At 51.9% G+C, this 23,262-nt stretch carries 22 protein-coding genes; 10 read left to right on the top strand and 12 right to left on the bottom strand.

Features of this window, described 5'->3' with window-relative positions; all coding sequences use genetic code 11:
* The first annotated feature begins 10 nt into the window (after positions 1–10).
* The 4 genes from cydD to ADINL_RS12565 all read left to right on the top strand — a co-directional run bounded on the left by cydD (position 11) and on the right by ADINL_RS12565 (position 5,899).
* The gene (cydD, locus tag ADINL_RS12550) at positions 11–1,759 is read left to right on the top strand and encodes a thiol reductant ABC exporter subunit CydD (protein WP_036548389.1); all 1,749 of its coding nucleotides are present in this window, start codon (positions 11–13) and stop codon (positions 1,757–1,759) included.
* Positions 1,756–3,414, top strand: coding sequence for a thiol reductant ABC exporter subunit CydC (cydC, locus tag ADINL_RS12555; protein WP_036548393.1), 1,659 nt, complete (start codon positions 1,756–1,758; stop codon positions 3,412–3,414). The genes cydD and cydC overlap by 4 nt, the downstream gene beginning before the upstream one ends.
* 91 nt (positions 3,415–3,505) lie before the next feature.
* Positions 3,506–5,086 (top strand): HDOD domain-containing protein, encoded by a 1,581-nt coding sequence (locus ADINL_RS12560; protein WP_204368239.1) that lies wholly within the window; start codon positions 3,506–3,508, stop codon positions 5,084–5,086.
* Positions 5,087–5,899, top strand: coding sequence for an amidohydrolase (locus ADINL_RS12565; protein WP_036548398.1), 813 nt, complete (start codon positions 5,087–5,089; stop codon positions 5,897–5,899).
* Between the two features lie 33 nt (positions 5,900–5,932).
* Here ADINL_RS12565 and ADINL_RS12570 read toward each other — a convergent pair whose 3' ends face one another.
* Complete coding sequence (locus ADINL_RS12570) at positions 5,933–7,156, bottom strand: EAL and HDOD domain-containing protein (protein WP_036548401.1); 1,224 nt, start codon at positions 7,154–7,156, stop codon at positions 5,933–5,935.
* Between the two features lie 115 nt (positions 7,157–7,271).
* On the opposite strand from ADINL_RS12570, the gene ylqF reads away from it, so the two are divergent.
* From ylqF to ADINL_RS12585, 3 genes are read left to right on the top strand one after another with little or no spacing between them, the layout of a single operon-like run.
* Positions 7,272–8,180 carry a ribosome biogenesis GTPase YlqF gene (gene ylqF / locus ADINL_RS12575; protein WP_193364968.1) on the top strand — a complete coding sequence of 303 codons (909 nt, stop codon included), beginning with the start codon at positions 7,272–7,274 and terminating at the stop codon, positions 8,178–8,180.
* On the top strand, positions 8,177–8,476 hold the full coding sequence (locus ADINL_RS12580) for a hypothetical protein (protein WP_051632790.1): 300 nt from the start codon (positions 8,177–8,179) through the stop codon (positions 8,474–8,476). The genes ylqF and ADINL_RS12580 overlap by 4 nt, the downstream gene beginning before the upstream one ends.
* A 33-nt stretch (positions 8,477–8,509) precedes the next feature.
* Positions 8,510–9,568, top strand: a complete 1,059-nt coding sequence (locus ADINL_RS12585) for a threonine aldolase family protein (RefSeq protein WP_036548406.1) — start codon at positions 8,510–8,512, stop codon at positions 9,566–9,568.
* Between the two features lie 9 nt (positions 9,569–9,577).
* On the opposite strand, the gene ADINL_RS12590 is transcribed toward ADINL_RS12585, so the two are convergent.
* A complete protein-coding gene (locus ADINL_RS12590) occupies positions 9,578–10,522 on the bottom strand; it encodes a DMT family transporter (protein ID WP_051632791.1) in 945 nt (314 codons plus the stop codon).
* A 134-nt stretch (positions 10,523–10,656) separates the two neighbouring features.
* Here ADINL_RS12590 and ADINL_RS12595 point away from each other — a divergent pair, with 134 nt between their 5' ends.
* Entirely contained in the window at positions 10,657–11,124 is a 468-nt protein-coding gene (locus tag ADINL_RS12595) for an Lrp/AsnC family transcriptional regulator (protein WP_036548409.1), read from the top strand.
* A gap of 214 nt (positions 11,125–11,338) precedes the next feature.
* Here the strand turns inward: ADINL_RS12595 and ADINL_RS12600 are convergent, their stop codons facing one another.
* The 10 genes from ADINL_RS12600 to ADINL_RS12645 all read right to left on the bottom strand — a co-directional run bounded on the left by ADINL_RS12600 (position 11,339) and on the right by ADINL_RS12645 (position 20,352).
* Entirely contained in the window at positions 11,339–11,641 is a 303-nt protein-coding gene (locus ADINL_RS12600) for a type II toxin-antitoxin system RelE/ParE family toxin (RefSeq protein WP_204368240.1), read from the bottom strand.
* Positions 11,610–11,849 (bottom strand): TA system antitoxin ParD family protein, encoded by a 240-nt coding sequence (locus tag ADINL_RS12605; protein ID WP_204368246.1) that lies wholly within the window; start codon positions 11,847–11,849, stop codon positions 11,610–11,612. Before ADINL_RS12605 ends, ADINL_RS12600 begins: the two co-directional genes overlap by 32 nt.
* Before the next feature lie 301 nt (positions 11,850–12,150).
* Positions 12,151–13,746: an isocitrate lyase gene (locus tag ADINL_RS12610; protein ID WP_036548414.1), complete on the bottom strand. Its 1,596-nt coding sequence runs from the start codon at positions 13,744–13,746 to the stop codon at positions 12,151–12,153.
* A gap of 522 nt (positions 13,747–14,268) precedes the next feature.
* Positions 14,269–15,459: a cupin domain-containing protein gene (locus ADINL_RS12615; RefSeq protein WP_036548417.1), complete on the bottom strand. Its 1,191-nt coding sequence runs from the start codon at positions 15,457–15,459 to the stop codon at positions 14,269–14,271.
* A gap of 18 nt (positions 15,460–15,477) precedes the next feature.
* The gene (locus tag ADINL_RS12620) at positions 15,478–16,224 is read right to left on the bottom strand and encodes an RNA methyltransferase (protein ID WP_036548419.1); all 747 of its coding nucleotides are present in this window, start codon (positions 16,222–16,224) and stop codon (positions 15,478–15,480) included.
* Positions 16,225–16,226: 2 nt separating this feature from the next.
* Positions 16,227–17,591, bottom strand: coding sequence for an adenylosuccinate lyase (purB, locus tag ADINL_RS12625; protein ID WP_036548422.1), 1,365 nt, complete (start codon positions 17,589–17,591; stop codon positions 16,227–16,229).
* 62 nt (positions 17,592–17,653) lie between these two features.
* Positions 17,654–18,328: a high frequency lysogenization protein HflD gene (gene hflD / locus ADINL_RS12630; RefSeq protein ID WP_036548424.1), complete on the bottom strand. Its 675-nt coding sequence runs from the start codon at positions 18,326–18,328 to the stop codon at positions 17,654–17,656.
* The gene (mnmA, locus tag ADINL_RS12635; protein WP_036548426.1) at positions 18,328–19,449 is read right to left on the bottom strand and encodes a tRNA 2-thiouridine(34) synthase MnmA; all 1,122 of its coding nucleotides are present in this window, start codon (positions 19,447–19,449) and stop codon (positions 18,328–18,330) included. The genes hflD and mnmA overlap by 1 nt, the downstream gene beginning before the upstream one ends.
* Before the next feature lie 41 nt (positions 19,450–19,490).
* Positions 19,491–20,090, bottom strand: a complete 600-nt coding sequence (locus tag ADINL_RS12640; protein ID WP_036548429.1) for a pseudouridine synthase — start codon at positions 20,088–20,090, stop codon at positions 19,491–19,493.
* Between the two features lie 40 nt (positions 20,091–20,130).
* Complete coding sequence (locus ADINL_RS12645; protein ID WP_036548432.1) at positions 20,131–20,352, bottom strand: cold shock domain-containing protein; 222 nt, start codon at positions 20,350–20,352, stop codon at positions 20,131–20,133.
* Positions 20,353–20,605: 253 nt separating this feature from the next.
* Here ADINL_RS12645 and clpS point away from each other — a divergent pair, with 253 nt between their 5' ends.
* Together clpS and clpA are read left to right on the top strand one after the other, a co-directional pair.
* On the top strand, positions 20,606–20,935 hold the full coding sequence (clpS, locus tag ADINL_RS12650; protein WP_462686716.1) for an ATP-dependent Clp protease adapter ClpS: 330 nt from the start codon (positions 20,606–20,608) through the stop codon (positions 20,933–20,935).
* 11 nt (positions 20,936–20,946) lie between these two features.
* Positions 20,947–23,205 (top strand): ATP-dependent Clp protease ATP-binding subunit ClpA, encoded by a 2,259-nt coding sequence (gene clpA / locus ADINL_RS12655; RefSeq protein ID WP_036548437.1) that lies wholly within the window; start codon positions 20,947–20,949, stop codon positions 23,203–23,205.
* Positions 23,206–23,262: the final 57 nt, after the last annotated feature.

Genomic DNA, 23,262 nt, shown 5'->3' on the forward strand with positions numbered 1-23,262 from the left:
AAGAGAACCCATGCAAGCATCTAGTCGCGATTCCAGCCGTGAAAAATCCCGTTGGCTCAAAGGGCTGGTTGGGGATGAAAAACGCTGGATTCGCCTTAGCATCGCCGCAGGTCTTTTTGCTGGCTTGATGCTGATTCTTCAAGCGCATCTGTTGGCTCGGGCCGTTGATGCAACACTCTTCCATCAGGCTCAGTTGCCGGATCTCTGGCCCTGGCTAGTGGTGATCCTGCTGGCATTGATCGTACGTGTACTGGCCGGCATGCTGCGCGAGTGGTGTGGTCAGCGTGCCTCCGTGGGCGTCCGTGCGCGTTTACGTGCCGAGTTACTGCAGCGACTGGCCGCACTGGGGCCAGCTTATACGCGACAGCAGCGCAGTGGTGAACTAAGTAGCGTGCTGATAGAGCAGGTTGAGGCGCTGGACGGTTTTATCGCACGTTATCTGCCGCAAATGGCACTGTCGGTCATGCTGCCTCTGGTTATTCTTGTGTTCGTATTACCGATTAACTGGGCTGCTGCACTGATTTTTCTCATTACTGCTCCACTGATTCCGGTGTTTATGGCGTTAGTTGGCACCCGGGCTGCCGAAGCCAATCGTCGCAACTTCAAGGCGCTGGCTCAACTGAGTGCTTATTTCCTTGATGTTGTTCAGGGTTTGGCGACACTGAAACTGTTTTCCCAGAGTCAGGCTCAACGACAGATTATTGCCCGTAATGCGGAAGAGTTTCGCTTGCGCACCATGCAGGTTTTGCGGCTGGCATTTTTGTCTTCGGCTGTGCTGGAGTTTTTTGCGTCTGTCTCGATTGCTGTTCTGGCGGTTTACCTGGGCTTCAGTTTTCTGGGGTTGCTGGATTTTGGTAGCTGGGGCGGGCAAATCACGCTTTACCACGCCTTGTTTCTGTTGATACTGGCCCCTGAGTTTTATCTGCCGCTACGTGAGCTGGGTACGCATTACCATGCCAAGCAGGAAGCCACGGCTGCTGCTGAACGTATCCTCGATCTGCTTAACGAAGCGGAGCGTCTTGAAGCCGGTGGCAGTGTGCCGATGGGCAAGGGTTTACCTGGACTGGCTCTGGATCAGGTCAGCTTCAGTTATGCTGGTCAGTCATCTGCTGTGCTGCAACACTGTTCGTTCCGGGTAAACCCAGGCGAATGTGTGGCGCTGGTGGGGCCCAGCGGAGCAGGAAAGTCAACGGTTCTGAATCTGCTGGCCGGATTTGAACGTCCCGCCGAAGGGCAGGTTCTGATTGGCGATCAGCCCCTCTCAAGTCTGTCTCGGCAAGACTGGATGCAGCGTATAGCCTTCGTCAGTCAGCATACTACTCTGTTCCCTGGGTCTATTCGTGACAACCTTCTTATGGCGAAGCCTGATGCTTCTGATGCCGCGTTACAGAATGCCTGTGACAAGGCTGCTGCAAGTGAGTTCATTCAACGCTTGCCGGATGGGCTGAATACCCAGGTGGGAGAGGCCGGTAATAATTTCTCGGGCGGACAGATACAACGCCTCGCATTGGCCCGTGCATTTTTAAAGGATGCTCCGGTGCTGTTACTGGATGAGCCAACAGCGAGTCTGGATCAGGAAAGTGAGGCACAGGTATTGAAGGCGCTGGAGCACTTATGTCAGGGGCGTACAACTCTTCTGCTGACACACCGTCCCACAACATTGCGTCTGGCGCAGCGTATTCTGCATTTACATCAGGGACAGTGTATTGAAGCGGCTATAGAGTCACCGACAGCACAGCTGAAGGAGGGCAGTGAATGAGCAGTTTGGCCCCCTTTATCCGTTTGATGAAGCCCCATCTGGGTTGGGTCTTGTTGGGTAGCTTTCTAGGACTCTTAACCCTGTTTGCCAGTATCGGCCTGCTAACCCTGTCAGGTTGGTTTATTGCAGCGACCGCCCTTGCGGGCGTTTCGGTGGCGACAGCTCAGGCATTTAATTACATGACACCTGGCGGTGGTGTCCGGGGCTTTGCCATTGCTCGTACAGCAGGGCGCTACTTTGAACGCATCACTACTCACGAAGCTACTTTCCGTCTGCTGGCAGACTTGCGCAGCTGGTTCTATGGGCACTTGGAGCCCCTGAACCCGGCACGTTTACATCATTACCGCTCAGCTGATCTGCTGAATCGGATTATCACCGATATCAACTCGCTGGATAATCTTTATCTGCGAGTGCTCTCGCCGAGCTTGATTGCAGCAGTAACCACTTTGCTGGTATCAGGGTTTTTATGGTGGGTTGCACCGTCTTTGGGTGTGCTGATTCTGGTTGCGCTGTTGAGTGCCGGTATTCTGATTCCCATGTTGGGGCACCGTTTGGGTGCCACGCTGGGGCAGTCACAGGTTGCAAAAGCATCAGCCCTGCGCCAGGCCAGCCTGAGTTATGTGCAGGGCATGAGTGAGTTGCATCTCTATCAGGCACTGGATACCCAGCAGGCACTGCTGGAACAGCGTCAGCAGTCTTTACTGGACACCCAGTTGCGCATGAGCCTGATTACCGGTCTGGTGACCGGGCTGATGGCGCTGGCGGCGGGTTTGACAACCCTGCTGGCGTTGATTATTGGTGTTTCACTGGTCACCGAAGGTTCGTTGGCACCTGCCTGGCTGGCACTGGTGGTGTTCTGTGTGCTGGCCAGTTTTGAAGCGGTTGCACCTTTACCCATGGCCTTCCAATATCTGGGTAAAACGCGTGCAGCGGCTGCCAATTTGCTAGAGATTACTGAACAGCGCAGTGATATTGTTTTTCCGGCTCAACCTGTCCAGCCCACAGCGCCAGGTGAAATCAGATTGCAGGAGGTCAGTTTTGCCTATGACTCAACATCTGTACTCCAGCAACTGAGCCTGCATATTAAACCGGGCGAAAAAATAGCCCTGACAGGCCATACCGGTAGCGGTAAAAGTTCAGTCATTAATTTACTGACGCGCTTTTGGCTGTATCAGCAGGGGCAGATATACCTGGGTGGCGTGCCTGTTGAGGCATACCCGGAAGCTCAACTACGCCAGCAATTGTCAGTCTTATCCCAGCCGGTACAGCTTTTTGCCGGTAGTGTCAGAGACAACCTGCGTCTGGGGAACCCGGATGCGACTGATGTCGAGATGATGCAACTGCTTGAGCAGTTGGAGTTGGTTGATATGCTGGGCAGTGAAGGTTTAGAGAGAGAGGTCGGCGAGGGGGGTAACCGCCTGTCCGGTGGTCAGCGCAAGCGCCTGGGGGTTGCCAGGGCGTTGTTGAAGCCAGCTCCTGTCCTGATTCTGGATGAGCCGACAGAAGGGTTGGATATGGATACGGCACAGCAAGTACTGGACACGCTGCTAAATTATCGGCCTGGCCAAACAGTGTTGATGATTACACATCATCGTCAGGGGCTGGAGAGGTTTGATCAGTGTATTCAGCTGGATCGTGGTCGTCGTATTGATTGATCTCAAGGGGCTTGAGTGACGGCGACAGCCGGACTATGCTGTAAACAGTGAGTCTACCAGACAGGTCACTTCAGCTAAGGGCGGTATCTCCTTGAAGTATCAGGAAACCATGAACACCATTTATGCACGCCTTGATCGGCTGGGTGACCTGCCGGTATTCAGTGCAACGGTGAATCAGATCCGTCAGATCAGTAGTGCCGGTGATACGGATGCGATGGCACTCGCTATTGCAGTGATGAAAGATGCCAACCTCACCACCAAACTGCTGCGTTTGGCCAATTCAAACCATTACAACCGCAGTGGTGGCAAGGTCACGGCTATCTCTCGGGCCGTGGTGCTTATCGGTTTTGAACGTATCCGCAACCTGTGTATGACCCTGAAGCTGATTGAAAGCTTTGCTGATCAGGAGCGTGATACCAGTGTCGAGGATCTGCTTGTCGCGGCCGTACTGAATGCTGCAACAGCCCGTGATTTGGCATTGTCTGCCGGGGTCGAGGATGTCGAGGAAACCTATATCTGTGGGCTGCTGTTCAGCCTGGGTGAAATCGTGGTTGCCTTCACTCTGCCTGAACTCTACCGTGACATGCAGATTATGCGCAGGGAGCGCCGTCTCAGTTGGGTCAATATCCAGCAACAGGCTCTGGGCGGTGAGTTTGTCAGTATTGGCCGCGATCTGATTCAAAGCTGGGGATTCTCCAAACGGGTTGTCAGCAGCCTTAGAACCGGAGAGGCGCCGGTGGGCTGCTCCGAACAGGAGCGTTTGAACCAGCAGATTGTCTCAGGCTGTCACCAGTTGTTTGAGCAGATTTATCAGCGCTCTCCTCAGCTTCAGGGGGATGAGTACACTGAGCAATTGGTGCATATGGCTGAGCTGACTCGTCTTCCCCCTGAAAAACTCGAAGAAACGCTGAATCACTCCGTTCGTCAACTCTGTGATCATATTGATCAGTACGGTTTGTCACACAGAGCCCTGATTCCGCCAGTTGCGGCCAGTGGTAATGAGTCACTGGATGAAATGACCCGCAAGGTTGCATTTTATGTCCATGCTCGCCAGGAGCAGCAACGCAACAAGCAAAAGCAGGAAGATGCTTATGCCGCCGAGCAGCGTCAGCGCCTGGCTGAGTACAATCAGCGCCAACTCCAGTATCTTGAGAAAATGAGCGAATTGATGACGGGGCAGGCCCCGACAACCGAGATATTGCTGACCTGTGTCGAAGGCATTGAAGCCAGCAGTTCCCTGGAGCGGGTGGTATTTTGTCTCAGTGTCGAGGGTGGTAAACAGCTGGTAGCCAAATTGCTCGAAGGAGAGCAGCTGGACCCGCTAATGGTCTATTTTCAGCTTAATCGTGAAGATCCGCAGCACCGTCTGTTTTTTCATATACTGGATCGTGGCGCTGCACTGCTGGTGCCTGATGCCCGTGATCCTGGCTGGCAAAACCGTTTACCCAAAGCTTATTTGCACAGTGTAATGCCAGGTGGTTTGATCGTGTCGCCACTGATTGTATCGGGAAAAACCCTGGGACTGCTGTATGCCGATAAAACTGAGACCTCCGGTCCGGTAGAGGATCGTGATTTCAAAGTCTTTAATCAGTTCCTGGTACAGTGTCGCATTGCTCTGGAAATGGGCAAGCATCTGACCAGCGCACCTCTTAAAAAACAGCAGGAGAAATAGATGTCAAATGATCATCATGGGCTGGCATGTACACTGGTTCAGTGCGATTTGCGTTGGGAAGCGCCGCAGGAAAACTGTAGCCGTATTGAAGCCTTGCTGGGTGATCTGAATGGAGATAAAACAGATCTGATCATCTTGCCGGAAATGTTTGCTACAGGATTTACCATGAACTCCCGCGAGATGGCGCAAGCATCGGATCAGAGTGATGTGATTCAGTGGATGCAGGCGCAGGCCAGGGCGCGCCAATGTGTCATTACAGGCAGTGTGGCTGTTCAGGAAGAAGGTCAGTATTTCAACAGAATGGTTTGGGCAACCCCTGACGGGGCGTTGGTGTTCTATGATAAGCGTCACCTGTTTCGCATGGCTGGAGAGCATGAACGTTACGCGATGGGAGATGAGCGTGTTGTGGTAACGCTCAAGGGATTCCGTATTCTGTTGAGCGTGTGTTATGACCTGCGTTTTCCTGTCTGGTTACGGCAGCAGTCATCCGATGAACAACCCTTTGAGTATGATCTGCTACTGTGTGTAGCCAACTGGCCTGCACCCCGTGCGCATCCCTGGCGGACCCTGCTCCAGGCACGTGCAATAGAGAACCTGAGTTATGTCATCGGTGTCAATCGTGTAGGCGAAGATGCCAAGGGTAACCAGTATAGTGGTGATTCCATGCTGGTCGATTTCAAGGGAGTACCCTTGTGCGATCATCCGGCAGGCACGGCCTTCATTCAAACCTGCCAGCTTTCCAAAGCTGCCTTGAACGGCTTTCGGGAGCAGTTTCCAGCCTGGCAGGATGCAGATCGCTTTCTGGTATTCTAAGCGGACTGTGCATCCTTACCCGAGTCTGCAGCTTCAGTGTGCGGCACTTTCATACAGTGCCTGCATGGATTCGCGTGTCAGACGCAATCCCTCTCGGTAAGCGTTTTCATACAGCTCACCATCAAAATCTGCGGGCAATTTGTCCCATTCACCGCTCTCATAGCTCATGACTTGTGACAGAATGCTGCCAAGAGGACCGCTCTGATCAGCAATTGCCTGCTTGATATCATCAGCCAGTGGCAGCTGCACCAGCAGCTCGTCTTGCTGAATATCCAGCAACAGATGTATGCCTGACATCATGCCGACCATGAAATAGGCGGATACCGGCTGGCGTTTCTGTTGCTTGGCAATGAGTTCGCACATATGTGCACGCGTCAGCAGGTTACGGGTCAACTCTTCAGGCTTGCCTGTGTGGGCATCCAGAGAAATGACTGTTGCCCATTTACGTACTTGTTCCAGGCCCAGCAGAACCACTGCCTGAGCCACAGACTCCACTTCACGCACCAGCGCGTAAGCGGCCGAGTTTACAATGCGCAGCAATTTATATGTGAGTACCGGGTCCTGAAGAATCAGCTTTTCAATTTTTTCCGGAGTTGCTTTGGGATCACCCAAAATCTGTAACAGCTGAATCAGCACCACCTGATTGGCTTTAACTTTCTGGCCTGGCAGAGCCCGAGGTTTGCTCAGGAAATTACCCTGAAACAGGCTGAATTTGTGCTCTACACAAAGTTCCAGTGTTTCATAATCGCTGATATGTGTTGCCATCAGCGGGCGTTTCCAGACTGCCATATCCTGACGCAAAGCCTCGATTTCAGTCGGTGTTTTATCGGCAACACTGACCTTGATGAGATACACCAGCTTCAGCAGTGATGCATAGGCCTCAGGTTGATCAATACCACTGACGGCAATGCGGTAACCTTCATTGATCAGCGGTACCAGTGCCTTGAGAGCCTCTTTGGGGTCAATGCCTCGCAGGTTGAACTCCAGGATTACCTGTTTTTTCGGCAGGCCTGGGAGACCGGTTTGCTGCAGCAGAGCAAAGGACAGTGCAATAAATGCCGGCACGCGTTTTACTTCGCCCTGATCAGAAATGCTGGTGTAGGCATCCAGTACAGCCGCTGAAGACAGACTGTCATCCTCAGTGCTGACCAGTTGTTGGACAGAATCTGTCTGGCACAAGAGTTCATACGCAACAACTTTCTGATGTGCATCAAAGATTGGCTGGCGGGTTAGAAGCATCTGAGCCTGATTGCTCATGGTACGGGATAACCTTATTGTCTACTGAGGGATTAAGGAAAGTGTATAATGTTTGCAGTTAGAGCGCACTAGTTAGACGTTCTGATTCCACTTAAGTTTGAATAGTTTGGAAAATATGAGTCAAATCAACTGGTTTCCAGGTCATATGCACAAGGCACGTAAAGAAATTGCCGAGGTGATGGGTGAAATTGACCTGGTCATCGAAGTGCTGGATGCCCGCCTGCCACGCTCCAGTGAAAACCCGCTGGTAAACCAATTGCGCAAAGGCAAAGCTGTTCTGAAAATTCTGAATAAACAGGATCTGGCGGATCCGGCAGTTACACAGGTTTGGCTGGACCACTTTAATCAGCAGGAAGGGATGCAAGCCATTGCGCTGGATCAATCACAGCAGAAGCTGATCAAGAGGCTGCCTGAAATCTGCAAACAGATGGTACCGGGACGTGCTCAGGCCGGTCGCCCTGTCCGGGCAATGATTATGGGCATTCCCAATGTCGGCAAATCGACATTACTCAATGCCATTCTGGGAAGAAAGCTGGCCAAGGTCGGCAATGAGCCTGCTGTAACCCGCCAGCAAAAAAAGTATACCGTGCAAAAAGGCCTGGCCTTGTCAGATACCCCGGGTATTTTGTGGCCCAAAATTGAAGACCCGGATTCAGGCTATCGCCTTGCCGTCAGTGGCGCAATCAAGGATACAGCAATAGAGCACGAACTGGTGGCCGGCTATGCCGCACGTTTTATGCTGCAGCGTTATGGCGAACGCTTGCAGGAACGTTACCGTCTGGAGTCTTTGCCGGAGCTCGGTGATGAGTTGCTGGATGCTATCGGGCGCAAGCGAGGCTGCTTGCGTCCCGGTGGTGTTGTAGATCGACATAAAGCATCAGAGATTCTGATTAATGAGATGCGCTCGGGTAAGCTCGGACGTATCAGTTTTGAAACCCTGGAAGAGTGGCAGCTTAAAGATGAAGCTGCGCGTCTTGCCGCCCTGGAAGCAGCCGCTGAAGCCGCTGGAGAGAGATCATCATGACCCGTATCAAAAAACAGCGACGTGCTGCCAACCTGATTGTGCTGGATAAAACGCCAAAGAAAAAAGAGCGCCTGGCAGATCCTGAGAGCTATGAAAGTCGCAAGCAACAGGCGCTGAAAAAGCGCAAGAAAAAACTTTCGCTGTATGAAAAGGCTCGTCAGGAAGCAGAGCAGCAGGCGCGCAATGATGCAGCAGGCCGTCGTGGCAGCCAGAAATTGGGCCCCCTGGCCGATAAAATCCTCCGTATGAACGCCGAGAAGAAAAAAGCTGAAGCAACTTCGGACGCTGAAGCTTGACCGCCTCTGTCCGGGATTAAAAAAAGGATATGTATGTTTTTTGGAAGTGACAATCAGAGCGGAGCCTCTGAGCAGATCATCGAAGCACTGGTAGCTGCCAATCAGGGTATCTGTGCTTCTTATGGGGATGATCAATGGACTGAGCAAGCTGTCGCAAAGGTCCGTGAAGTATTTGAGCACCCGGATTGTTCAGTCTACTTTGTGGCGACAGGCACTGCAGCTAACTGCCTGGCATTATCATCGATGGTGAAACCCTGGCAGACCATCATCTGCCATCACCAGGCGCATATCGCCATGGATGAGTCTACGGCACCGGAATTTTTTACCGGTGGCGCCCGCTTGATCACTCTGGGCGAGGGCAGTGCTCGACTGTCATTTTCACAGCTGCAGCAGTATCTGCAGCAACCACTACATGCGCCACATAATCCAGTTCCGGGTGCCTTGAGTCTGACGCAGTCCAATGAAGCCGGTCAGGTCTATCGGCCTGAAGAGATTGCCCAACTGGCCGACCTGGCACATGCGCAGGGTATGAAAGTGCATATGGACGGTGCCCGTTTCAGTAATGCTCTGGTCAGCCTGGGCTGCACGCCAGCTGATCTGAGCTGGCGTGCCGGTGTTGATGTGCTCTGTCTGGGGGCGAGTAAAAATGGTTGTCTGAGTGCCGAGATGGTGGTGATTTTTGATCCTCAACTGGCGGTCGATTTTGAGTATCGTCGCAAGCGTACCGGGCACCTGCTGTCCAAAGGACGACTACTGGGTTCGCAGGTATTGGCGTGGTTTGCCGATCAGCATTGGCTGGATCTGGCCAGGCATGCCAATCGCCAAGCGCTACGCCTGGCTGAGGGGTTGAAACAGCATGCGGACATCTCTGTGGTCTGGCCTGTAGAGGCCAACAGCCTGTTTGTATTGCTGCCACGTAATCTGGCGAATGCGCTGGAAGCGCAGGGGGCTGTGTTTTATGACTGGGATGTCCGCACACTGCCTTCAGGAATCAGCTGTCGTGCTGATCAACGCTTTGTGCGCATGGTCACGTCCTTTGTGACATCGGATGCTGATCTGGATGCGTTTCTGGCGCATTGCCAAAGCGTATAATTCATTATATCAGTGGGTTGGTTGCCTGGGGCGTATCCCGCTGGCAATCAACACGCCGAGACCAATACACAACATGCCCAGTATGGCGGCATTACTGAGGCTTTCTCCCAGCAAGGGCAGAGCCGCAATACCAGCTACAACCGGTGTCAGTGACCCAATTGCAGATGTGTTTTCGGCACCAAGGCGATTAATTGCATAGCCATAACAAAATCCTGCCAGTAATCCGGCTCCCAATACCTGCATCACCAGTTGGAGCAGTAGCTCATGATCGCTGGCGAGCAGTATTCCGCTGTTAAAGCCCTGACTGAAGCCCTGCAGCAGCAGGATCAAACTGGAGCCCAGGCATAGCAATCCTGCTGCAGCCAGGGGTGGCAACCCTGCCACACGCATGGATACAGTAAACACGGCCCAGCAAAAACTGGCACCCAGCAATAACAGATCGCCTTTCAGTATATCGGTATTGTTTTGCAGCAAGGATGGCATCATTAATGCCAGGACACCCAGCAAAATCATCAGTAATCCGCACAAGCGACGACGGTTAGGTGGTTCGCGATAAAACAGCATGGCAATCAAGGTCACAAAAACCGGGAAAGTGCCCGGAATCAATAAGCCGGCATGTACTACGGGTGCGTGTTTCAGGCCCTCCGCGCTCAGGTAGAAAAATGGCAAACCTGCACCAAGGATAATGCCGATCAGGTAGCGTTTGCGCGTTTCCAGCAGTGCATGCCGGGAGCGCCAGACAAATGGAAACAGCAAAACAGCAGGCAGTGCATAGCGCATCATTGCCAGATCGAACGTAGTCAGCACAGACCCGCCCGAATAGCGCATGGCCACCAGCCAGCCAGACCAGATACACACTGTCAGCAAGGCTGCCAGCATGCCCAGATGAAACTCCATACCGCTGGCGATATGTCGGTAAGCGGGTTCTTGTCGGATATTGGTGTCAGTGTACATCGCATCGCCTCAACAGGTTTGTGTCGGCTATTATGCTGCGTAACCTGCTGAAATGTCCTTGCGAAATATACACGTAAAGCATAAATATTGGACTATAATGCTAATTATTAAATTAATACTGGAATATTATTTCAATGATTGCGCTTGATGCTATTGATGTACGTATCCTGAACGCCTTGCAGAAAAATGGCCGCTTAACCAATGTAGAGCTGGCTGAGCAGGTCAGCCTGTCCGCTTCGCCATGCCTCAGGCGTGTCAGGCTGCTGGAAGAGGCGGGTATTATTACCGGTTACCGGGCGCAGCTGGACCCGGCATGTCTGGGGCTGGGTATGAGTGTGTTTGTTGATCTGAGGTTAAGCCATCATAACGATGCGGCCAGTGATGAGTTTGAAGCGGCCATTTTGCGCCTGAATAATGTTATCAACTGTTATCTGGTATCAGGCTCTGCAGACTATCGCCTGGAAGTGTTGGTCAAGGATTTGCAAGGGTATGAAGTGCTGCTGCGTCAGTTACAGTGCTTGCCTCATGTGAAAGATATCCAGAGCAACTTTGTAATTCGCTCTGTCAAAGCGCAGGCTCCCATGCCTATTGCGGCTTCCTGATAAAAAGGCCAGCGACCCGAAGGTGACTGGCCTGTGACCCTGGCTGCCAGACCCCTGGGGCCGGAGCTTTGTGGTCAGAAAGGCTTCAAGCCTCTCTGATTTCAGTGTAGAACAGTTGTGCAGAATGTAAAGTGACTAAAAAATCAGCTTAGAAAAGGTTTGATGTGATCTAAAAAACCGAGGGGCGGTTGTTTCATGATTTACTTGATAAATTTTAAATCAGCCTTGCGACGCTTTTTGGCGTTATCGTAGAAATTTTCATTAGAAGATGCAAGGTGAGTTTTTCTTCTTGCCAGTTGTAGCCCAGCAGCACCTGCTGTCCATTCAAGCTGAACTTGTGAACTCTCAGATAACTGAGATCACCTCTTTTCTGTTGCCCGATTTCTGGATTGGCAATGATTATGTCGATTTCATCTTCAATGATGGCGACGTCCTCGTCGCAAAGCATATCGAGAGCCTTTTTGAACACCGGGCTCTCGTAGACTTCAATCCCGGCTTCGCTGAGTTCTCCGCTCATATTTGGTTACCTTTCCGGCGATCATAGCCTCACGGGCGATCAGGGCTTCACGTATGAACCCATAGGGTAAATCAGGATTGTCTTCGACAATTTGGCCAATTTTTGCCCAATGTTCAATTTGCTTGGGTACTGTTCTGTGTGAGGCAGAAGAATACATTTTTACGGTCTCAACAAAGTCATCGTCGAGACGAACGCTGATGGCCATAATTACCCCCTTACCTCTGTATCGAGCTTGCTTGTTAGTTGATTTATAACTTGATTATTAAGTGTGCAAGATTATTTTTCGACAATTTGTCGCGTTTTGCAATTTATTATCATTATAAGAAGATGTTCTGTGCACAGAAGCTTATGTTCAGGTTGGCTGGTAAATCAGGCAGAGAGGCCTGAAATAAAAAACCGCGCCATCTTGGAGAAGAGTGGCGCGGCTCAGTGATATTTCGGCACACGATTGGCACACGAAATATTCGTTATCTATAACTCCTTGGCCTGCAAGGGGCTATTAGACCAGATCAGAACTGGTTCATGGTGTTGTCTTTACCGGACGCTTTCAGTGCTGCATCACCAGAGAAGTACTCTTTGTGATCGTCACCCATGTCGGAACCAGCCATGTTCTGGTGCTTGACGCATGCGATACCCTGACGGATCTCTTTACGCTGAACACCTTCTACGTAGCCGAGCATACCAGCAGCACCGAAGTACTCTTTAGCCAGGTTGTCAGTAGACAGCGCAGCTGTGTGGTAGGTTGGCAGGGTGATCAGGTGGTGGAAGATACCTGCTTCACGTGCTGCATCAGCCTGGAAGGTGCGGATACGGTTGTCAGCTTCGATTGCCAGCTCAGTGTTATCGTAATCAACAGACATCAGGTTGGCACGGTCGTAAGCAGAAACGTCTTTGCCGGCCTCAACCATCGCATCAAACACCTGCTGACGGAAGTTCAGTGTCCAGTTGAAAGACGGGCTGTTGTTGTATACCAGCTTGGCATTTGGAACCACTTCGCGGATGCGGTTAACCATTGCAGCGATCTGGCCAACGTGTGGCTTTTCTGTCTCGATCCACAGCAGGTCTGCACCGTTCTGCAGTGAGGTGATGCAGTCCAGCACAACGCGATCTTCGCCAGAGCCTTTCTTGAACTGGAACAGACCAGATGCCAAACGCTTGGGCTTGAGCAGCTTGCCGTTTGCTTTGACAACAACATCACCATTCGCGATGTCTGCAGCGCTGTCGATGTAATCACCGTCCAGGAAGCTGTTGTACAGGTCACCCAGGTCGCCTGGCTCGTTGGTGACAGCGATCTGCTTGGTCAGACCAGCACCCAGAGAGTCAGTACGTGCAACGATGATGCCGTTATCAACACCCAGTTCCAGGAAGGCGTAACGTACAGCGCGGATTTTTGCCAGGAAGTCAGCATGTGGAACGGTAACCTTACCATCCTGGTGGCCACACTGCTTCTCATCAGATACCTGGTTTTCGATCTGGATAGCACAGGCACCGGCTTCAATCATTTTCTTGGCCAGCAGGTAGGTGGCTTCTTCGTTACCGAAACCTGCATCGATATCAGCGATGATGGGGACAACATGGGTTTCAAAGTTGTCGATCTTGGCCTGAACTTCTGCTTCAGCAGCTTTGTCGCCAGCAGCGCGAGCGGCATCCAGAGCGCGGAACAGACCGCCCATTTCACGTGCATCCGCCTGGCGCAGGAAGGTGTACAGCTCTTCAATCAGCGCAGGTACAGAGGTTTTTTCGTGCATTGACTGGTCAGGCAGAGGCCCGAACTCGGAACGCAGTGCTGCGATCATCCAGCCTGACAGGTACAGGTAACGTTTTTTGGTGGTGCCAAAGTGCTTTTTGATAGCGATCAGCTTCTGCTGACCGATAAAGCCATGCCAGCAACCCAGAGACTGAGTGTAAGCGGCACTGTTTGCATCGTATTCAGCCATGTCCTTACGCATGATATCAGCGGTGTAACGCGCGATATCCAGACCTGTCTTGAAGCGGTTCTGTGCACGCATGCGAGCGGCGTATTCAGGGTTGATTCCCTCGAATGCAGGACCGAACTCTTTGGCAAGCTGAGCGATAGCGTCGATGTCTTTATTGAGAGTAGACATGGTTTTTCCTTCTCAAAATTTACGGTTAAGGAGGTGTAATCAGTATTCCTGACACCTCTGTGAGCAATGCCCGCAGTGGCGTTGTTGATATGCATCATGTCGGTAAGGGGCGGCGGAGTCAAAGCTGTTTTTGTGCAGGGCAGCAAGAGTGTAGTGATACTACAACCTTATTCAGGGTATGAGTGTAGTTTTACTACAGCTGCAACAGTTCCGGATTGGTGTTTTAGGTTAGTAAACATCATGAATTCAGCTGAATTGTGGCTGAGGGTTAGACTTTGGTAAAGGTGCAATGAGGTGTTTTTTAATCGCAACTACCGGAATATAAAAATAGTTTTTTATTTCTATTTATTCTATAAAAAAGTGACTACAAAACAGCTGAAAATCATTAGAAATGGCTGATTTTGTTCGTCTTTATACCAAAGTTTGTAGTCTTTAGTCGTAAAAAAGCCCGCTGATTTCTGTAGTGAAAAAGCGGGCTTTGAAAGAGTCGAGCGTATCTGTCAGTCAGGCTGACCTAATATGTCAGTCAAAATCCTCAGCATTCTCTGAATCATCTTCAGCATAGAGAATGCCCTGTTCGAGCAAGCGACACAGCAATTGAACAGACTGTGCATCTGCAGCATCCAGATCGTCCTGTGTGACAGGCTGATAGTGACACAACTGTTTGGCCAGACGCATGGCGGCCGCTGAATCCAGTGAGCGGCAGTGACCATCAGTAAACAGCAGCAGGCCTGATTCTGCGGCACTCCAGGCCAGTCGTGAGCCTTCATTGATCAGCAGAACGCCATTCTCGTCAAAGAAGCCTCGTAATTCATCATCACTGACTGTGGTATCACCGTCCTGGCTTTGCTCGGGATACTTGGGTTCGGTGACCAGGCTGCCAAACCATTCACGAAATGCCTGTTTGTCCTGCAGTTTGGCCAGCAGCAGCTGATGTGCGCGAGACAGAGCCTCTTCACTGATCAGTCCGGCATCTTCGGCAGCAGTCAGATCAGGATCACTGTAGCGTTCATCATGACCTATACGTTCACCCAGATAGTCGGAAAAGCTGCGCAGCATTTCATGCGTTGCCGGCGCACGGAAACCGACAGAGCAGGTCATGCAGTCATCTGTCAGGGCAATGCCGTTATGGCCAAGGCGAGGTGGCAGGTACAACAAATCTCCAGGGTGGAGTTCGACTGATTCTTCAGCCTGCCATTCCGGCAGAATCATCACCGGGGCATCATCACGACGTGGTGAATGTTCATCATACCAGCCACCAAACTCCCAGCGACGTGTACCGCTAGCCTGGATTAGGAACACATCATAATTGTCATAATGAGGCCCTACGCCGCCACCCTGTACGGCATAGCTGATCATCAGATCGTCAACACGCCAGTTGGGAATGAAATTGAAACGGCGCAGCAGTTCGCCAGCCGCCGGTACCCAGTGATCGACAGCCTGAACCAGCAGGGTCCAGTGACGTGGAGGCAGTTTGCCAAAACGTGCTTCGTCGAAGGGGCCTTGTTCCATATTCCATTGATCAGCCTCTGGATCAAAGGCAATCAGGCGAGATTCAACGTCCTCTTCACAGGCCAGTCCAGCCAGTTCATCAGCACTTACAGGCGGTTGAAAGTCAGTGAACGCATTACGAATGACCAGCGGTTTTTTTTGCCAGTAGTCACGCAGAAAGGTTTCAACAGACATGTCGCCAAGAGGGAAAGGGGAGCTCATGTTCAGGTCCTCAAAGGATCAAGGTGCGGTGTCGGGAGGCGTTGATTCAGTATGCAGGCTTTCTTCGACTGAAGCCAGAATACCACGCAGAATGCCCAGTTCGGATTTTTCAGGTCTGGCGCGGTTGAAAAAACGCTGCAATTTGTCCAGAACACGGCCTTCGTGTTGAGGAATGATGAAATGGGTCTGCCTGAGTACCCGCTCCAGGTGGGCGTAGAACAGCTGCATTTCATCCTGGCGGGCATAGGGTGCTATAGCCGGAGGCGTAGCGCCGTCACGTTTTCTGTGTGTGCGCCACAGCTCGTAACAGACCAGCTGTACGGCTTGTGCAATATTCAACACCGGGTATTCAGGATTCGCTTCGATATACAAGTGGCGGTTACAGGCCAGCATTTCGGCATTGTTCAGTCCCATGGTTTCACGACCAAACAGTACCGCCAATGTGCCGCCGGGTGCTTCATCCAGCATCAGTTCGGCAGCGGATTCAAGATCCATCAGAGGCAGGTCAAAAGTACGCTCTCGGGCGCTGGTACCGATGACCAGCTGGCAGTCATGAATGGCCTCTTCCAGCGAGGAAACCACTCGTACCTGTTCCAGCAGGTCTTTGGCGCCCGCTGCCCGTGAGGTCGCTTCAGGATCCGGAAACACACGGGGATTCACCAGCGTCAGCTGCGATAACCCCATGTTTTTCATCGCCCGGGCGACAGCACCGATGTTGCCTGGATGAAAGGTTTCAACCAGGACAATACGTATATTACTCAGCATACTCAGATGCGTTTTGCCTGAGCAACTGCGTTGCCGATATAGCTGTGCGGTGTCAGTGCCAGCAGTTCTGCCTTGGCCTGTTCCGGAATTTCCAGGGTGGCGATAAAGGTCTGCAAGGTCTCACGGGTCATCGCCTGTCCACGGGTCAGGTCTTTCAGCTTCTCGTAGGGCTCTTCAATGGCATAGCGACGCATCACTGTCTGAATGGGCTCTGCCAGGACTTCCCAGGCATTTTCCAGATCTTCGTTCAGGCGTTGCGGGTTAACCTCCAGTTTGGAGATCCCTTTCAGGCTGGCCTGGTAGGCGATCAGGCTGTGTGCAAAGCCGACACCCAGGTTGCGCAGTACGGTAGAGTCTGTCAGATCACGCTGCCAGCGAGAGATCGGCAGCTTCTGTGCCAGATGTTGCATGATGGCATTGGCAATACCCAGGTTGCCTTCGGAGTTTTCGAAGTCAATTGGATTCACCTTGTGCGGCATGGTGGATGAGCCCACTTCACCTGCAACCGTTTTTTGCTTGAAATAGCCCAGAGAGATGTAGCCCCAGACATCGCGGTCAAAGTCGATCAGGATGGTGTTAAAGCGGCACACTGCATCAAACAGTTCGGCAATATAGTCATGCGGCTCGATCTGAGTTGTAAAGGGATTGAAGCTCAGTCCCAGAGACTCGATAAATGCACGTGCATTCGCTTCCCAGTCGATATCGGCGTAGGCGCTTAAATGGGCATTGTAGTTGCCCACGGCACCATTGATCTTGCCGAGGTACTCCACGGCTTCAATTTGCCGAATCTGGCGCTGCAGGCGATAGGCAACGTTTGCCATCTCTTTGCCAACCGTAGTGGGGGATGCCGTTTGGCCATGAGTGCGTGACAGCATGGGCTGCTCTGCATGCTGGATGGCCAGGGCGGCAATGGCCTCTTTGACCTGGGTCATGGACTGCAGCAGCTGCGTAGTGCCTTGCTTCAGCATCAGCGCGTGTGACAGATTATTGATATCTTCCGAGGTGCAGGCAAAGTGTACAAACTCTGTGATGGCATGTAGTTCAGCGTTGTTCTGGATTTTTTCCTTGATGAAGTACTCAACGGCTTTGACATCATGGTTGGTACGACTTTCGATTGCTTTGATGCGTTCGGCATCTGCCAGCGAGAACTCGCTGACCAGCTGATTCAGCAGGCTGTTGGCGGCATCGCTCAGTGCCGGTACTTCAGTAATTTGGGGATGTGCTGCCAGTTGCTGTAACCAGCGGACTTCAACTTCAACCCGGCAGCGTATCAGGCCATATTCACTGAAAAAGGCGCGCAAATCTGCGCTTTTGCTGCCATAACGGCCATCAACGGGGGATATTGCAGTAAGTGCGGAAAGTTCCATGAACAACTGTCTCGCTTAAATTGTCGGGTTAAATAAAAATTGGCACGCAGTATACCTGATTTTCAACGCTGGATGCGCTTCAGGGATGGACGTACCCGGGACTTGAAAAAAATAAAATGCCAGCGCTTGCCGCCGACCTGGCGCCAAAGCATCGCAGCACGTACGGCAGCCAGCAACAGGGCACGTATCTTGGCCGCATTCTCACTGTTTTGCAGATTGCGTGGATCACCACTGACCTGGATTCGGAAGCTGAAAGTGCTCAGTGTTTCCTGATACAGGCCGCCGAGCCCTGCAATTACATTGGCATGAGTATAGGCGGACAGAGGTAGCGGTGCATCGGATGCTTCCTCAGAGTGATCGCCAAAGTAGCGCGCCTTGCGGTTCAACTCATCCAGGCGTTTGCCAATCAGCTCCAGCATATCCGGGCGGTCGTTCAGTTTGCGCTCCAGGTGAATGGCACTCAGCGCATAACGCATCACATTGGCGTTATTTTCACTGCGCTTTTTGTCAACCACATCCTGAAGTGTGCGCAAACCGGCTGACAGGTTATAAGGCAGATCGGTAACGCCGCCGTAAATATCTTCTGTCAGTTCCGGGTTGGTTACAAACAGACTGGCGATACTGGTTTCAAAGCTGTTTTGTGGCACGAGCCCGCGGCGCGCGATCTGGTCAACCAGGCTGGCTGCCTGAAAAAGACCGGCGAGGGCGATGACCTGTTCGTCATGTTCTCTGGACATTATGCATTTACCTGGTTGAGCTGACAGCGACTGGTGGTTTCAATGACGCCACCGCCAAGGCAAAGATCCTGTTGGTACAGTACAACTGACTGTCCCGGTGTCACTGCCCGCTGTGGTTGCTGGAAGGTGATTTTGTAGCCACCGCGTGGGTCTGCGTCAATACGACAGGCCTGATCAGCCTGGCGATAGCGCACCTTTGCCTGGCACTCAAACGGGAGTTCAGGCTGTTTGCCATTGATCCAGAAAATTTCAGAGGTGGTCAGCCAGTCGGAGTAGAGTAAGGGATGCTCCTGGCCCTGCACGGCTATCAGGACATTACGTTGCAGATCCTTGCCTGCAGAAAACCAGGGTGCGTCCGGAAAGTCTTTCAGCCCTCCGATTCCCAGTCCCTGGCGCTGTCCCAGTGTGTAATACATCAGCCCTTGGTGTTCGCCGATAATCTGGCCGTCCGGCGTCTCAATATGGCCCGGCTGAGCAGGCAGATACTGCTGCAAGAAATCACGGAAGCGACGCTCACCGATAAAACAGATACCGGTGCTGTCCTTTTTGTCATGTGTGACCAGGTCGTGCTGTTCGGCCAGACTGCGAACTTCCGCCTTTTCCAGCTCTCCGACCGGAAACAGTGTCAGGCGCAACTGCTCTTCACCGACCTGATGCAGGAAGTAGCTTTGGTCCTTGTTGTTATCCAGACCCTTGAGCAGGCAGACATGTCCATCGCGCTCACCGCGACGAACATAATGGCCGGTTGCAATCAGATCAGCCCCCAGTACCTGGGCATACTCAAGGAAAGCCTTGAACTTGATTTCACGGTTGCAAAGAATGTCTGGATTAGGTGTTCGGCCAGCCCGGTATTCCGCCAGAAAATGCTCGAAGACAAAATCCCAGTACTCGGCGGCAAAATTGGCGGTATGCAGGTGGATGCCGAGTTTGTCACATACGGCCTGAGCATCTGCCAGATCGGTTTTGGCGGTGCAGTACTCAGTTCCATCATCCTCGTCCCAGTTCTTCATGAACAGGCCTTCAACCTGATAGCCTTGCTGTAGCAACAACAGGGCTGAGACAGAGGAATCAACACCGCCGGACATGCCGACAATGACTTTTAGATGTGCGTTATCCGTCATGATTTCAGTGAAAACAGCTTCTCAGAAAAGCGAGGAGTATATCATTTCTGTCGTGACTTCGCTGCTTTTCTGCGTGGGTTTTGTGGGCGTGGATTGGGTAAAAACACTTCGTCTTCATGCTGTTCGCCTGGCATCAGGCCATCCAGTGTCCAGTGACCTATGGCATAACGCACCAGGCGCAGTGTCGGGTAGCCGATGGCTGCCGTCATGCGGCGAACCTGTCGGTTGCGTCCTTCGTGCAGTTTGATTTCCAGCCATTGCGTAGGCACTTGCGCACGCGTGCGGATTGGCGGGTTTCTGGGTGGTAAGTCAGGCGGGTCGATCAGTCGGGCGGTGGCAGGGCGGGTCATGCCATCCTTGAGGAGTACACCCCGGCGCAACGACTCCAGAGCCTGATCATCCGGTATTCCTTCGACCTGTACCCAGTAGGTTTTTTCCAGCTTGAAACGTGGATTGGCAAGGCGGTGCTGTAATTCACCCTGATTGGTGAGTAACAGCAGGCCTTCTGAATCATAGTCCAGCCGGCCTGCCGCGTAGAACTCTGGCCGGCGAATATAATCCGCCAGCGTAGAACGACCTTCGGTATCGGTGAAACAGCTAAGTACCTGAAACGGCTTATAAAACAGAATCAATGCAGCGATGCTGATGGTCTCCGAAGGTTTCGTGCATGTTTAGCCCGGCTCAATCAACCGCAGGTTGATCAATAGGCTTGATGTTGATGGCGTGCAATCCCTTGGGGCCATCTTTGGTTTCAAACTCAACAGCCTGACCTGCTTTCAGGCTTTTATAGCCATCAACCATGATGGCTGAAAAGTGAGCGAATAACTCTTCATCAAACGCCTCACTCAGGATGAAACCATAGCCTTTGGCGTTGTTGAACCACTTGACAATTCCTGTCTGCATTACCTGCTCCCCTGTAATCCTCTCATCCAGACCCGATGGGTCTGATATCCTCTGATGACGCCAAACTGTTACACTCAATGTTAACAGGCGTTCCTTTACATCCATGCAGGGACTGCAGATACTTATATCACTCCTGCGAATGGGAATTATATTACGTTAAGGTGATCAAACGAAAGTGCAGACAAGGCGAATGAGAGAAAACAATCAAGTCAGGTATTCAATGCATAGACAGAAGCTGCCAGTTATCACCATGATGGCTGAAGGAGAGGATGAGCGTCCGGGGCAGGGCGATGGGCAGGTTGTAACAGCCAGTGTCAAACCGGCACTGAAACGACCCCCTATGTATCGTGTGGTATTGTTGAATGACGACTATACCCCTATGGATTTTGTGGTTGAAGTGCTGATGATTTTTTTCAATTTAAATCAGGAAAAAGCCACACAAGTGATGTTATCGGTCCATACTCAGGGAAAAGGCGTATGTGGTGTGTATACGCGGGATGTTGCAGAAACCAAGGCGGCACAGGTTAATCAGTATGCAAGATCCAACAAGCATCCGTTGTTGTGTGAAGTTGAGCAGGTATAAGAGGTGGCACTATGTTGAACAGAGAGCTTGAAGAAACCTTGAGTGTTGCCTTCCGGGGTGCACGTGACAAGCGTCATGAGTACATGACTGTTGAGCACCTGCTGTTGGCATTACTGGACAACCGTGATGCAGCTGAAGTGTTGCTGGCCTGCGGTGCTGATTTTGACCGCTTGCGTGATCAGCTGGTGCGCTTTATTGAAGAAACCACGCCCTTGCTGCCGGATAATATTCCCAATGCAGAGACACAGCCCACTCTGGGATTTCAGCGTGTGCTGCAACGGGCTGTATTCCATGTGCAGTCTTCCGGCAAGTCGGATGTCAGTGGTGCCAATGTTCTGGTCGCTATTTTCAGCGAACAGGAAAGTCATGCTGTGTTTGTGTTGCAGCAGCAGGGCATTGAGCGCGTGGATATCGTGAATTACATTTCGCACGGTATCTCCCGTGTTGGTGATGGACCGGAATCCGAGCAGTCGGAGGATGAAGCGGCTGAGGCTGATGCAGAGGGGCGCAGCAAAAGTGCGCTGTCACAGTACGCCGTTAACTTGAACCAGCAGGCGGCCCAGGGGCGTATTGACCCTCTGGTCGGGCGTGATCAGGAAGTTGAACGTGTTGTGCAGATACTGTCGAGACGGCGTAAGAACAATCCGCTGCTGGTCGGTGAGGCAGGGGTGGGCAAAACAGCCATTGCAGAAGGTCTGGCCAAGCTGATCATTGAGGACGCGGTGCCTGATATTATCGCAGACAGTGTCGTCTACTCGCTTGATCTGGGAGCGTTGCTGGCAGGAACCAAGTATCGTGGCGATTTTGAGAAGCGCCTGAAAAATCTGCTGAATGAGATTCGCCAGAAACCGAAAGCGATTCTGTTTATCGATGAAATACACACCATTATTGGTGCAGGTGCTGCATCGGGAGGCTCAATGGATGCTTCCAACCTGCTCAAGCCCTTGCTGAGCTCTGGTGAGATCCGCTGTATCGGTTCCACAACCTTCCAGGAATTCCGTGGTATTTTTGAAAAAGATCGTGCATTGGCACGGCGCTTCCAAAAAGTGGATGTGCTGGAGCCCAGCGTGGCAGATACCTATCAAATTCTCAAAGGGCTCAAGTCGCGCTTCGAGGAGCATCACGATCTGGAGTATACCGATGCCGCTCTGAAGGCTGCGGCTGAGCTGGCAGATCGCTATATCAATGACAAGCACATGCCCGACAAGGCCATTGATGTCATTGATGAGAGCGGTGCCTATCAGCGATTGCAGAAGCCGGAAAACCGCAAAAAAGTGGTTGATGTGCCGGAGGTTGAGGCAGTGGTTGCCAAAATCGCCCGTATCCCGCCGAAAAGCGTGTCTGCTTCAGATAAGGATCTGCTGAAAAAGCTGGATAGTAATCTGAAGATGGTTGTGCTGGGTCAGGATGAGGCGATTGATACTCTCTCAGCAGCTATCAAGCTTTCACGTGCCGGTCTGAAGGAACCAAACAAGCCAGTCGGCTCTTTCCTGTTTGCCGGACCAACCGGGGTGGGTAAAACGGAAGTCACCACCCAGTTGGCGCGTATTATGGGTATTGAGCTGGTGCGCTTTGATATGTCCGAGTATATGGAGCGGCATACCGTATCGCGTTTGATTGGTGCACCTCCAGGCTATGTGGGTTTTGATCAGGGCGGCCTGTTGACTGAGGCGATCACCAAGTCACCTCATTGTGTATTGTTGCTGGATGAGATTGAAAAAGCGCATCCGGAAGTCTTCAATATTCTGTTACAGGTGATGGATAACGGTACTCTGACAGACAATAACGGGCGCAAAGCTGATTTCCGTAACGTTGTACTGGTCATGACAACCAACGCCGGTGCAGAAGCCATGAGCCGTCCATCGATTGGCTTTACCCATCAGGATCACAGTACCGATGGTATGGAGGCACTGAAACGCCTGTTTACACCGGAGTTCCGTAACCGCCTGGATGCAGTTATTCAATTCAAGCCATTGAATACCGAGATTATCAAGGGTGTTGTCGACAAGTTCCTGACCGAACTGCAGGCGCAGCTGGATGACAAGCAGGTTGTGCTGCATGTCAGCGAAGCAGCCCGTGAGTGGCTGGCTGAACATGGCTATGACGAAAAAATGGGAGCTCGCCCGATGCGTCGTCTGATTCAAGAGAAAATCAAGAAGCCACTGGCTGAAATGATTTTGTTCGGTGAGTTGTCAGAAGGCGGTGGGGATGTCGATATCGATGTTGAACAAGGTGAAATCTGTTTAACCTGCGAGACGGTAGCAGCCTGATGGCTGCTTATCGTCTGCCAGAATGAAAAAACGGCGGCACAAGAACTGTCCGCCGTT

Source organism: Nitrincola lacisaponensis, assembly GCF_000691225.1.
In the GTDB taxonomy this organism is placed as follows: domain Bacteria; phylum Pseudomonadota; class Gammaproteobacteria; order Pseudomonadales; family Balneatricaceae; genus Nitrincola; species Nitrincola lacisaponensis.